This window comes from Reyranella massiliensis 521, assembly GCF_000312425.1.
Classification (GTDB): domain Bacteria; phylum Pseudomonadota; class Alphaproteobacteria; order Reyranellales; family Reyranellaceae; genus Reyranella; species Reyranella massiliensis.
Genome location: NZ_HE997181.1, coordinates 2,346,157 through 2,357,655, shown reverse-complemented (window position 1 = coordinate 2,357,655; position 11,499 = coordinate 2,346,157). Strand labels below are relative to the sequence as shown.

The following is an 11,499-nucleotide window of genomic DNA, read 5'->3' as shown; positions in this document are numbered from 1 at the left end:
TCGGAACAGGCAGCAGTCCTGGCCGTGACGATGGCGGATTGATCGGGCTCGATGGACGCCTCGGTCGATCTGCTGTTCAACGCGCTGATCTCTGGGCTGCTGATCGGCGGGTTCTACGCTGCAGTTTCGATCGGTGTGGCGATCTCGTTCGGCTTGCTGGATGTCGTCAACATCGCCCATCCGGCCTTCATCCTGCTCGGCTCCTACGTCGCCTTCCTCGGAAACACGGTGCTGGGGATCGATCCGATCCTGGCGGCGCTGATTGCCATGCCAGCCTTCTATTTCCTCGGCATGCTGGCCTATCAGGTCTACTACGTCGCGTTCGAGCGGCGCGACGATCAGTCGATTCGCGGACTGTCCTTCTTCTTTGGCCTGCTGTTCATCACCGAAGTCGCCCTGGTGCTGGTCTTCGGCGTCGACTACCGGACGGTGCAGGCGAGTTACATCGGGGCCACGATCAATCTCGGCCTGTTCGATCTGCCGTTGCGGCTTCTCGTTCCCTTCCTGGTATCGATGGCCCTGGTGACGGTGCTGCAGCTCTTCCTGTCGCGGACCTTCATCGGCCGCGCCATCCAGGCGGTGGCGCAGGACCAGCTCGCGCTGCGCCTGATGGCTGCCAATCCAATCAAGATCAAGCGTGTTGCCTTCGGTCTTTCGATCGCGACGGCCTCGTTGGCGGGTGCTTTCCTGATCATCATCCAGCCGGTGGAACCCTCGATCGGCCGCGAATATATCGGCCGCGTCTTCGCCATCTGCGTGCTGGGCGGGCTGGGCAGCTTTCCGGGCATGGTGATTGCGGCGATGACGCTCGGTATCGCCGAAAGCCTGACCGCGACCTTCTTCGGGCCTTCCTGGGCGCCTGCGGTCGCGTTCAGTATCCTGCTCATCACTCTGGCGGTGCGGCCCAGTGGTATCCTTGGCCGATAGGACCGCCATGAGCGGGGTTGCCACAGGGCTGCGCGGGCTGCCTTTTACCCTCTTGCTGATTGTCATAGCCGCCGCGATCTTTGCGGCCGGCCGCTGGTTCGGCAGTTCCTATGCCTTCTTCATGGGCTACGTGGTGCTGCAGTACATCGTGCTGGGGACGGCCTGGAACATCCTGGGCGGCTATACCGGCTACGTGAATTTCGGCGTCACGGCATTCTTTGCCATCGGTGCCTATTCGACGGTGGTGTTGAACAAGCTCGTGCCGGCCATGCCGCTGCCGGTGATGATCCTGATCGGTGGCGCGATGGCGGGCCTGGTCGGCATCGGCACCGGCTATCTCACCCTGCGCCTGCGCGGCGTATTCTTCTCCATCGCCACTTTGGCGCTGGCCGTGGTGGTCCAGACCCTGATCACCAACTGGGATTTCGTCGGCGGCGCGCGGGGCGCCTACGTGCTGCGCCCGCGCATCGCGCCGCTGATCGGCGGCGAATACGTGCAGTACCTGTTCCTGATCATGCTGGGGCTCTGTGTCGTCGTGCTCTCAACGGCGCGGGCCATCGAGCGCTCGGCGCTGGGCTATGGCTTTGCCGCCATCCGCGACGACGAAGGCGCGGCCGAGGCGTCCGGCGTGCCGACCCTGCGGCTGAAGCTGATTGCGACGGGCCTGTCGGGCGGTTTCATGGGCATGGCCGGTGCGCCGTTGCCGTTCTACGTGACCTATCTCGATCCCGCCTCGGGCTTCAACCTGAACTACGCCGTGAATGCCATCGCGATGCCGCTGATCGGCGGCACGTCGAGCTGGCTGGGGCCGGTGGTGGGCGCCATCCTGGTCGGCGGATTGCAGGAATATCTGCGCGTGACGATCTCGTCGGCCGTCAACGTGCTGGTGGCGGGCATGCTGATGGTCGCCTTCGTGATCCTGGCGCCGCAGGGCATCGTTGGGCTGTTCCAGAGGAAGAAGCGATGACGGCGCTGCTGCGGGTCGAGGGGCTGGGCAAACGCTTCGGCGGCTTCGTGGCGCTGGACTCGATCAACCTCGACGTCCGGCAGGGGGAGCGGCTGGGCCTGATCGGACCCAACGGGTCGGGCAAGTCGACCCTCGTCAACTGCATCTGCGGCACCTTGCGCAACGAGATCGGCCGCGTGCGGTTCGGCGAGGAAGCGCTCGACGGCCTGTCGGCGCACCAGCGCACGCGGCGCGGTCTGGCGCGCAGCTTCCAGTTGCCGCGACCTTTCGGCAGCCTGTCGCTGGCCGAGAACGTGCGTATTCCCATCCTCTACACGGTGAACGCCAGGCCGGGCGCCGGTCTCGGTGGCGGCTCGATCGAAAGACGATGCCGGGAACTGCTGGGCGAGGTCGGTCTGGCCGACAAGGCGGATTTGCGGCCGCGCGATCTCACTCAGATCGAGATGCGCAAGCTCGAACTCGCCCGCGCCATGGCGACCGATCCCAAGCTGCTGATCGCGGACGAGGCGATGGCCGGCCTCAGCCACGCCGAGGTGGACGAAATCATCGCGCTGCTGATCCGGCTGAACGAGCAGGGCGTCACCGTGATCATGATCGAGCACATCATGCGGGCGGTGATGGAATTCTCCCAGCGCCTCGCGGTGCTGGTGGCGGGCCGCAAGATCGCCGACGGGCCGCCGCAGGAGGTCGTGCGCAACCCCGAAGTCGTGAGGGCCTACCTTGGCGAGTAGTCTCGTCGTTGCCAACATCGACGCCGGCTATGGCGCCGTGCGCGTGCTCGAAGACGTCTCGCTGCTGGTCAGCCCCGGCGAAACCGTGGCGCTGCTCGGCACCAACGGCAACGGCAAGTCGACCCTGATGAAATCCATCATGGGCATCGTGCAGCCAATGGCGGGGAGCATCCGCGCCACCATCGACGATGTCGAGCACGAACTGATTGGCCGTTCGACCGAGGAGATCGTCGACCTCGGCATCGCCTTCGTGCCGGAGGGGCGGCGGCTGTTCCCCAAGCTCACCGTGACCGAGAACCTGTTGCTGGGTGCTTTCCGTCCCAAGGCGCGCTCGGCCATCCAGCGCAACCTCGACTTCTGCTTCGAGACCTTCCCGCGCCTCAAGGAGCGTGCCCGCCAGCTCGCCGGCAGCATGAGCGGCGGCGAGCAGCAGATGCTGGCCTTGGCACGGGCTCTGATGTCGGCGCCGCGCATCCTGTTGATCGACGAACCCTCGGTCGGACTGGCGCCGCTGCTGGTCAAGCGCACCATCGACAAGATCAAGGAGCTGAAGGAGGGGTACGACCTGACGGTCCTGATGGCCGAGCAGAACTTCACCCAGGCCATCCGCATCGCCGACCGTGGCTATGTCATCGTCCACGGCCGCATCGCCTTCACCGGCGATTCCGCCGACGCGCTCAGCAACAACGAGCTGATTCGCGAGTTCTATCTGGGCGCCTAGGCCGTCACTTCTTCGGGTCGTACGGATAAATGATGTTGCCGGTCTTGTACTTGGGCGGCCACAGGATCACCTCTGTCTTCGGGTCGCGGAACTGCTCGACGCCATTGCCGCTCACGCCCTGGAACTGGGCAGCGACGACCTGCGCCTGTTCCCACTCGCCTTCCGCATTGAACTTGATGTCGCCGACCACGGTCTTGAAGACGTTCTTGCGGGCGAACTCGGCCAGCTTCGCGTCGTCGGCGCTGCCGGCACCCTTGACGGCCTGCTCGACGACCTGGCCCAGCGCATAGCCAAACGGCGGCAGGTAATAACCCAGCAGGTCGACGCCGGCTTCGGCGGACTTGGCCTGGTACTTCTTCAGGAACTCGCGACCCTCGTCGGTCGCGAAGCCTGCCCAGGGCAGCCAGAAGTCGTAGACGACGATGCCGTTCAGGAGCGGACCGAGCTGCGTCTTGATGGCGGTCGCCTGCAGGCCGACCATGCCGCCGCCATACATCTTGGGCTTGAAGCCGATCTCGTGCGTGGCGCGGATGATGCCGACGGAGTCGGGCGGGTAGGAGGCGGCGAAGAAGATGTCCGGATTGGTCGCCGCGACCGCCCGCATGATCGGCGTGTAGTCGGCCGTCGCCGGCGGGTAGGTCTTGTCGTAGACGATCTTCAGGCCGTACTGCTTGGCTTGGTTGCGGACGCCGTCCAGTGCGTTGCGAGGGAATTCGGCGTCGGCGCCGGTGATGGCCAGTGTCTGCGGCTTGGGTGTCTGTTCCGTCGCAACGGCGAAGAAGCCTTCGGCAAACGATTCCTTGGGCTTGGGGCCGCCGGTCGGCGTGATCGAGAAGTAGCGCGGGTATTTGAACTCGGTGTTCACCGCCAGGCCCAGCAACGCGAAGAACGTACGATCGTGCTGCATGACCACCGGCATCGCCGGTGCAACCATGTTCGTGGCATAGCCGCTGGTTACGATATCGACTTTGTCGACATCCATGAGCTTGGTGTAGAGGCCGGGCACGTTGGAAGGATTGGACTGATCGTCGTAGTAGACGAGCTTCACCGGCCGGCCGAGAAGGCCACCGCGTGCATTGACGTCCTGCTCCCAGATCTGCAGGGCCAGCAGTGCCGCCTTGCCATTGGGTGCGAGGCCTCCGGTCAGCGCCATGCCGAAACCGATGGTGAACGGTTTGGCCTGGGCATGAGCCGAGCCGAACGCGCTCGTACCGGCACCTGCAGCGGCTGCCAGCTTGCCGAAGGTGCGACGCTTGATGAGCATGAACCTTCCTCCCGATTTTCTTGTTTTGACACGCAATCCTAGCTCGGAAACCGAGCCTGTGTCATCGGACGGCGATACTTCGGTCAGACTGTAGGGCAGGCATGACTTCGCGGGTAAAGGCGCGGAGGTTCGCCAAGGAGGCGTTGGGATCGACCAGCAGGATATTGGTCGCGCCGACTGCCTCCAGCTCCCGCAGACGCGAGACGATCTCTTCGGGCAGGCCGAGCAATGCCGCCGTATCGTCCTCGATCCGCTCTGGAAGCTTGTCGCGTGCAAGGTCGCCGATAACGCGGATCACACGCTTGCGCGTCTCGTAGGCGGCGGTGCGCTCGCTTTCGTGGTGGATCATCTGCAGGGCACGCGCCGTGGCCACCAGGCCGGGATGATAGACGCGGCCGACACGCTCGCATTCCTGGCGGAAGAGAGCGATGCGCCGGGCGATCTGGTCGGTCTGGGCAAGCTGGTCGAGCAACAGATGGTAGCCCTCGCGGGCGGCGCGACGCACGCTGTCCGGGCTGCCGGCCGCCAGCCACAGCGGCGGGTGAGGGCGCTGCACTGGCGCGGGCTCGACGAGGATATTGTCGAAGTGCCAGCGCTTGCCGTGATGACTGAAGCGGCCTTCCGTCGTCCACGCTCTGCGGATCACCTCTATGGCCTCGTCGAAGCGCTCCGTAGCCTCGGTCATCGGAATGCAGAAGCCGTCGAACTCGGCCTGGCGATAGCCCTTGCCGACACCGAAATCGACGCGCCCGCCGCTCAGCAGGTCGAGCGTTGCGACCTGCTCGGCGATCAGCACGGGATTGTGCCAGGGCAACACGACGACGGCCGTGCCGAGACGGATGTTCTTCGTCCTGGCTGCGAGATAGGCCAGCACGGCGATCGAGGCCGAGACTTGGCCATGGCCGGTGAAATGATGTTCGACCATGAAGAGCTGATGGAAGCCCAGCCGGTCGGCTTCGATCACATACTCGATGAAGGTCTCGTAGCCCTGGCTGTCTTCAAGGCCGACCGAAGGCCTGGTCCGCGCTCCGCCGAACAGTCCGAACTGCATTGGCTCGCCCTTCACCGAAAGGAGGCGTCAGGTCTTCATACGCATCCGCCCGAGAAAGTCGCGCTTGCCGAGGGGCACGCCCTTGTGGCGCAGGATGTCGTAAGCAGTGGTGGCGTGGAAGTAGAAGTTGGGCAGCGAGAAGGATTGCAGGAAGCTCTCCGCCGCAAACGGCAGCTTGCGGTCGCCGATCTCGAAGACGACATCCTTGCCCATGAGGCTGTTCACCTCGTCGGGCTTGAGCTGCTGCAATGCCTCGCGGGCCTCGGCTACCGACTTCTGGAGGCCGGCATAGTCGAGCGCGGGGACGGGTGTCGGCGGCTTGAAGACACCGGCCTGCACCCCGCGGATGGCGCCCAGGGAATGATGTATGACGGAATGGATCTGAAACTTGAACGGCAGCATGTCCGGCGCCAATCGCGCTTCGACGACCTCGTCGGGATCGATCTTCTTGTCCTGAAGATGGGCGAGACCGCGGCCGAGAAAACCTTCCACGCCGCCCAATGTCTGCAGGAAATTCGTGACACTCAGTTCATAGAGCGAGATCGCCATAGCTCGAATCCTCCGACCATCTTTGGTGCGCGCATTCTCGACGGTCCCCCGAGCGGCGCAACTCTTTCCTCACGGGGCGAATGAGGCTTCCTTGCTTCGGGGGCCCTGTCGAATGGTCTAGGTTTGGCGCCTCCATCTGCTGCTCGGGAGAGACGCCATGATCGATCTGTACTACTGGCCGACGCCCAACGGCTGGAAGATCTCCATCATGCTGGAGGAGTGCGGTCTGCCCTACAGGCTGGTGCCGGTGAACATCCGTACGGGCGATCAGTTCAAGCCGGACTTTCTCAAGATCAGCCCCAACAACCGGATGCCGGCGATCGTCGATCACGAGCCGCCGGGCGGCGGTGAAGCTGTCTCGCTGTTCGAGTCGGGTGCCATCCTGCAATACCTCGCCGAGAAGACCGGCAAGTTTCTCCCCAAGGACCTGCGCGGCAGATACGAAGTGTTGCAGTGGCTCAACTGGCAGATGGGTGGACTGGGGCCGATGGCGGGGCAGGCCGGTCATTTCAACCTCTACGCCCCGCAATTCGTGCCGGCCGAACAGCTCGCCTACGGTCAGAAGCGGTACGGCAACGAGGTAAACCGGCTGTTCGGCGTCTTGAACAAACACCTTGCCGGCCGTCCGTTCGTTGCGGGCGACTACTCGATCGCCGACATGGCGATCTGGCCCTGGATCGTCGGCTACAAGAATTTCGGCCAGAAGCTCGAGGCGTTTCCCGACCTCCAGAGGTGGTTCAGGGAGATCGGCAAGCGGCCTGGCGTCTTGAAGGGCCAGGCCGCGGGTGCGGAGCTTCGTCAAGCGCCGGACATCGACACCGATGAACAGCGCAAGGTGCTTTTCGGTCAAACCGCCTCGGTCGTCCGCTAGCTGTTGCGGCGGCGTATCTCACTCGCCACACGGGCGATACGCCGGCGCAAGGCGACAGGCTTCAGCACCTCTCCTTCGCTTCCCAGCCGCAGCAGGTCGAGGGCTGCCTGATCGATAGATTCGATCGGGATCGTGACCTTGATCCATCCGTCGGCGTCCATCGGCTCAGCCGACTCGCGCGCAGCCTGCTGCACGGCGGCACCCAATGGCTCCAGCCGCTCCAGGCCGATTGTCGACACGCGCAGGGTCGCGTGGCTGCGATAGATGCCGACTTCGTAGGCACGTGTCGACGCTGTCCAGTAGCGAACGAGGTCGAAGTCCTTCGGTCGCTCGAAACCGTCACCGGTCGGGGCCAGTTCCAGGATGTGGGCGACGCGGTAGGTGCGTGTCTGCTCGCCGACGGCGGCGACGCAATACCAGGTGCCGGCCTTCAGGACGAGGCCGAGCGGCTTGAGTTGCCGCGCTACCGACCCTTGTCCGCGCCGATAGCGGATGTCGACCGAGGTCTCGTTCCATACCGCCTTGGCGAGGGCAGGTAGGAGGCGCGCTGCATCGGCGCCGTGGAACCAGTCGACCGGATCGAGATGGAAGCGAGCCGCAATGCGCCGGGCGCCCGCCCGCGTCCGTTCAGGCAGGGCGGCGATGAGCTTTAGCTCGGCGGTCGCCATCGCGTCGGCAAGGCCCAGTTCAGCGGCGGGGCCGGGGAGCCCGGCCAGGAACAGGGTCTCGGCCTCGGCCGGCGACAGGCCGGTCAGTCTGGTGCGATAGCCATCGAGAAGCTGAAAGCCGCCACCTGGCCCTCGGTCGGCGTAGACAGGCACGTCGGCGGCACTCAACTGATCGATGTCGCGATAGATCGTCCGCACCGAAACCTCGAATTGAGCAGCCAGTGCCTCCGCGGTGGTGCGACCTCGGGTCTGCAAGATCATGAGAATGGAAAGCAGCCGGCTTCCGCGCATATGTTGCAGGCTAGCAGAAAATCATGACGTATTCTGTCAGGTATAGGATCGTATGACGACACTCCCAGAGATCAAGGGAGACCGTCATGTCGCAGCAAGCCGCCTTCGACTTCCTCGTCGGCAACTGGACTGTTCATCATCGCTATCTGCGTCGTCGCCTCGGGGGCTGTACGGACTGGATCGAATTCCCCGGCACCTGCTCGATGCACAAGATCCTCGGCGGTTTCGCCAACATGGACGATGGCGACATCGACCATCCGTCTGGCCGGTACGCTGGCGTCAGCCTGCGGACCTACAATCCCGAAAAAGAGTGCTGGTCGATCTATTGGCTCGACAGTCGTTATCCAGGGCAGATCTTTCCGCCGGTGCACGGCAGGTTCGTCGAGGGAATCGGCACGTTCGAGGGCGACGATATGCATGACGGCCGTGCCATCAAAGTCCGCTTCCTCTGGTCACGCATCACGCCGACGTCGGCGCGCTGGGAGCAGGCCTTCCTGGCCGGTGACGGGAGCGATTGGGAAACGAACTGGATCATGGACTTCTCACGAATCTGAGGTCGAACGCGCATGCCAAACTATGACGAGGCCTTTGTGCGACGCTTCATGAAGCCTTGGAACGATCATGACCTCGAGGGCACGATGGCTCTGATGAGCGAGGATTGCCTTTGGGAGACTCCCAGAGGCGCGGAACCCTACGGCACCCGCTACGACGGTGCGGCCGCGGTCCGGTCGGCGATCGCCAATGCCTTCAAGGCCATGCCGGACATCCGCTACGAACTGGTACGTTGCAGTTTCGGCCCCGATCTCATCGTGCTCGAGCTTCTGGTTACTGGGACTCTGGCCGACGGCGGACAGGTGAACTTCCACGCCTGCGATGTGATGACCATGCGGGATGGCAAGGTCGCGACCAAGCGTTCGTATCGCAAGGTGATCGACTAACAGGGCAAGTCCTTTATCGGGACTTTACAAAGATGTAATCAATCCCGCCGCTCTTGACGCTTGGCGGACGGGCAACCACGTTGGCGGTGCTCCTTGAACCAAAGGGGCAGGAGGCACTGTCATGCAGAATCAAGAACGTGAACTCATCACGGGGCTGTTCGGCCGGCTGCAGCCGTTCGAATCCCAACCGCGCGACGCCGAGGCGGATGCAATGATCCGCGATCTCGCGGCGCGCCAACCAGCCTCCGCTTATCTGCTGGTTCAGACGGTGCTTGTTCAGGAACAGGCCCTCAAGGCCGCCCAGGAGCGTATCGCCGAGCTCGAGGCAAAGGCTGCGGCCGCGCCGGCCGGAGGCGGTGGTGGTTTTTTGGGCAGCGCTCCGAAGATCGGGCCCTGGGGATCGGCCCCAGCTGCTCAGTCGCCGGCCGCTCAGGCGCCAGCCGCACAGGCACCGGCACCGCGCCCATCGGTTCCATCGACGCGTTCGCCCTTGCAGGCTGCGGTAGGTCCGCAGGCCGCTGGCGGCGGCGGGTTCCTGCGCACGGCAATGGCGACGGCGGCCGGCGTTGCCGGCGGCGCATTGCTCTTCGAGGGCATCCGCAACCTGATGGGGGGCAGCTCCAATCCCTTCAGTCAGGGCGCGAGCAGCCAGCAGGCAGCAACGCCACAGACCCCGTCCGAGCTGATGCCTCCGGACTCGGCGCAGTCTGCACAGCAGGAGCAGCAGGCTTACGACCAGGACGCGGGACTGCAGGACGACTATGACACGGCGTCGTACGACGACGGCGGTGGCGACGACAGCTGGGGCTGATACGCAATTTTTCGTAAACAACGGGGGAGATGAAGAGATGATCGAGCTTCACACGTGGGGCACACCGAACGGCCGTAAGATTTCCATCATGCTCGAGGAATGCGGGCTGCCCTACAGCGTGCACAAGGTCGATATCTCGAAAGGCGAACAGCACAAGCCGGAGTTTCTGCGGATCAGCCCCAACAATCGCATTCCGGCGATCGTCGATCCCGATGGCCCGGGCGGCAAGCCGTACTCGCTTTTCGAGTCCGGTGCGATCCTGATCTACCTCGCCGACAAGACCCAGAAGTTCCTGCCGGCCACGGGGGTCGCGCGCTACGACGCCCTGCAGTGGCTGATGTGGCAGATGGGTGGCTTCGGCCCCATGCTGGGCCAGGCGCATCACTTCCTGCGCGCGGCGCCGTCTAAGATCGAGTATGGCATCAAGCGCTACGTCGACGAGGCTAAGCGCCTCTATGGCGTGCTCGACCGCCAGCTTGCCGGCAAGCCGTTCGTCGCCGGTGAGGAGTATACGATTGCCGACATGTCGATCTTTCCCTGGGCGGCGCGCCACGAGTGGCACACGGTTAACCTTGCCGAGTTTCCCAACGTGAAGCGCTGGTACGACATCGTGAACGCGCGTCCTGCCGTCACCAAGGGCATGGCGGTACCGTACCTCAACTGAGCATGTGGTCTCGGGTGTCGCGGGCCATTGCGGCAGGGGCTCTGCTTCTGCTTTCGGCCTGCGCCCAGCCCGGTGCTCTGCCGGTTTGCACCGCTCCTCTCAAGCCGGCGCTCGAAGTCAGTCTCTATTTCGGCCGGGACAAGCCGGCCGGCGGGCAGGTGAGCGATGCGGAATGGGTCTCCTTCGTCGCCGAGAGTGTGACACCTCGGTTTCCGGCCGGGCACAGTATCGTCGATGCCGGCGGCCAGTACCGCGATGCATCCGGTCGCATCGTGCGGGAGAGCAGCAAGCTCGTCGTCATTGTCGTCTTCGATGCGCCCGCCCACCATGCCAAGGTGACATCGATCATCGAAACATACGTCAAACGATTCGGCCAGGAGAGTGTCCTGCGCGTGGAAAGGCCGGTCTGCGCCGGCGTTTGACCGGAGCCGGTTCACCGCGCCGCGAAAGCACGTTAGGCTTGCGCCGTTGCCATCTGTACCCGCAGGAGTGCCAGCCCATGAGCAAGGATCCGAAGTCACGCAAGACCGTCGCGCTCGCCACCCCGACCGATCTCGGTGAGAACGCCACCCGCGACCTGGCCGGCGGATTGAACCTGCTGCTGGCCGATGTCGCGGCCCTCTACTGGAAGACCAAGAACTTCCACTGGCACGTCTCGGGACCGCATTTCCGCGACTATCATCTGCTGCTCGACGAGCAGGCGGCGCAGATCGACGCCATGAGCGATCCGATTGCCGAACGAGTGCGCAAGCTTGGCGGTACGACCATCCGGTCCATCGGCCATATCTCCCGCCTGCAGCGCGTGCTCGACAACGATGCCGACTATGTGACGCCGCTCGACATGCTGGCGGAGCTGCGTGACGACAACAAGCAGCTCTGCGCCAGCATGCGTACCCTGCATGAGCTTTGCGACGAGCACAACGACGTCGCCACCGCGAGCCTCATCGAGAACTGGATCGACGAAGCCGAGCAGCGCGTGTGGTTCCTCTACGAGACGACGCGCCGTACCGAGGGCTGATCAAGTCATCGGGGCGGGTGGAAAGGCG

General features: G+C 64.1%; 15 protein-coding genes. 11 read left to right on the top strand and 4 right to left on the bottom strand.

Annotated elements, in window-relative coordinates; all coding sequences use genetic code 11:
- Nucleotides 1-51 precede the first annotated feature (51 nt).
- The 4 genes from BN60_RS11670 to BN60_RS11655 are packed head-to-tail and all read left to right on the top strand — an operon-like array spanning nt 52 to nt 3,346.
- Nucleotides 52-927: a branched-chain amino acid ABC transporter permease gene (locus BN60_RS11670; RefSeq protein ID WP_020696228.1), complete on the top strand. Its 876-nt coding sequence runs from the start codon at nt 52-54 to the stop codon at nt 925-927.
- A gap of 7 nt (nt 928-934) precedes the next feature.
- Nucleotides 935-1,894: a branched-chain amino acid ABC transporter permease gene (locus tag BN60_RS11665; RefSeq protein WP_020696227.1), complete on the top strand. Its 960-nt coding sequence runs from the start codon at nt 935-937 to the stop codon at nt 1,892-1,894.
- Entirely contained in the window at nt 1,891-2,625 is a 735-nt protein-coding gene (locus BN60_RS11660; protein ID WP_020696226.1) for an ABC transporter ATP-binding protein, read from the top strand. The genes BN60_RS11665 and BN60_RS11660 overlap by 4 nt, the downstream gene beginning before the upstream one ends.
- Nucleotides 2,615-3,346, top strand: coding sequence for an ABC transporter ATP-binding protein (locus tag BN60_RS11655; RefSeq protein ID WP_020696225.1), 732 nt, complete (start codon nt 2,615-2,617; stop codon nt 3,344-3,346). The genes BN60_RS11660 and BN60_RS11655 overlap by 11 nt, the downstream gene beginning before the upstream one ends.
- Before the next feature lie 4 nt (nt 3,347-3,350).
- Here the strand turns inward: BN60_RS11655 and BN60_RS11650 are convergent, their stop codons facing one another.
- The 3 genes from BN60_RS11650 to BN60_RS11640 form a co-directional block, all read right to left on the bottom strand.
- Entirely contained in the window at nt 3,351-4,610 is a 1,260-nt protein-coding gene (locus BN60_RS11650) for an amino acid ABC transporter substrate-binding protein (protein WP_020696224.1), read from the bottom strand.
- A gap of 61 nt (nt 4,611-4,671) precedes the next feature.
- On the bottom strand, nt 4,672-5,661 hold the full coding sequence (locus BN60_RS11645) for an LLM class flavin-dependent oxidoreductase (protein WP_020696223.1): 990 nt from the start codon (nt 5,659-5,661) through the stop codon (nt 4,672-4,674).
- A 27-nt stretch (nt 5,662-5,688) separates the two neighbouring features.
- Entirely contained in the window at nt 5,689-6,210 is a 522-nt protein-coding gene (locus BN60_RS11640; protein WP_020696222.1) for a DUF1993 domain-containing protein, read from the bottom strand.
- A gap of 157 nt (nt 6,211-6,367) precedes the next feature.
- On the opposite strand from BN60_RS11640, the gene BN60_RS11635 reads away from it, so the two are divergent.
- Nucleotides 6,368-7,081 carry a glutathione S-transferase N-terminal domain-containing protein gene (locus BN60_RS11635; RefSeq protein ID WP_020696221.1) on the top strand — a complete coding sequence of 238 codons (714 nt, stop codon included), beginning with the start codon at nt 6,368-6,370 and terminating at the stop codon, nt 7,079-7,081.
- Here the strand turns inward: BN60_RS11635 and BN60_RS11630 are convergent.
- Nucleotides 7,078-8,040 carry a helix-turn-helix transcriptional regulator gene (locus tag BN60_RS11630; protein WP_020696220.1) on the bottom strand — a complete coding sequence of 321 codons (963 nt, stop codon included), beginning with the start codon at nt 8,038-8,040 and terminating at the stop codon, nt 7,078-7,080. The genes BN60_RS11635 and BN60_RS11630 overlap by 4 nt on opposite strands.
- A gap of 86 nt (nt 8,041-8,126) precedes the next feature.
- Here BN60_RS11630 and BN60_RS11625 point away from each other — a divergent pair, with 86 nt between their 5' ends.
- The 6 genes from BN60_RS11625 to BN60_RS11600 all read left to right on the top strand — a co-directional run bounded on the left by BN60_RS11625 (nt 8,127) and on the right by BN60_RS11600 (nt 11,471).
- Complete coding sequence (locus BN60_RS11625) at nt 8,127-8,594, top strand: hypothetical protein (RefSeq protein WP_020696219.1); 468 nt, start codon at nt 8,127-8,129, stop codon at nt 8,592-8,594.
- Nucleotides 8,595-8,606: 12 nt separating this feature from the next.
- Nucleotides 8,607-8,978: a nuclear transport factor 2 family protein gene (locus BN60_RS11620; RefSeq protein WP_020696218.1), complete on the top strand. Its 372-nt coding sequence runs from the start codon at nt 8,607-8,609 to the stop codon at nt 8,976-8,978.
- Between the two features lie 121 nt (nt 8,979-9,099).
- The gene (locus BN60_RS11615; protein ID WP_020696217.1) at nt 9,100-9,789 is read left to right on the top strand and encodes a DUF2076 domain-containing protein; all 690 of its coding nucleotides are present in this window, start codon (nt 9,100-9,102) and stop codon (nt 9,787-9,789) included.
- A gap of 37 nt (nt 9,790-9,826) precedes the next feature.
- Complete coding sequence (locus tag BN60_RS11610) at nt 9,827-10,453, top strand: glutathione S-transferase family protein (RefSeq protein ID WP_020696216.1); 627 nt, start codon at nt 9,827-9,829, stop codon at nt 10,451-10,453.
- Between the two features lie 14 nt (nt 10,454-10,467).
- Nucleotides 10,468-10,875, top strand: a complete 408-nt coding sequence (locus BN60_RS11605; protein WP_020696215.1) for a DUF3574 domain-containing protein — start codon at nt 10,468-10,470, stop codon at nt 10,873-10,875.
- Nucleotides 10,876-10,952: 77 nt separating this feature from the next.
- The gene (locus tag BN60_RS11600) at nt 10,953-11,471 is read left to right on the top strand and encodes a Dps family protein (RefSeq protein WP_020696214.1); all 519 of its coding nucleotides are present in this window, start codon (nt 10,953-10,955) and stop codon (nt 11,469-11,471) included.
- Nucleotides 11,472-11,499: the final 28 nt, after the last annotated feature.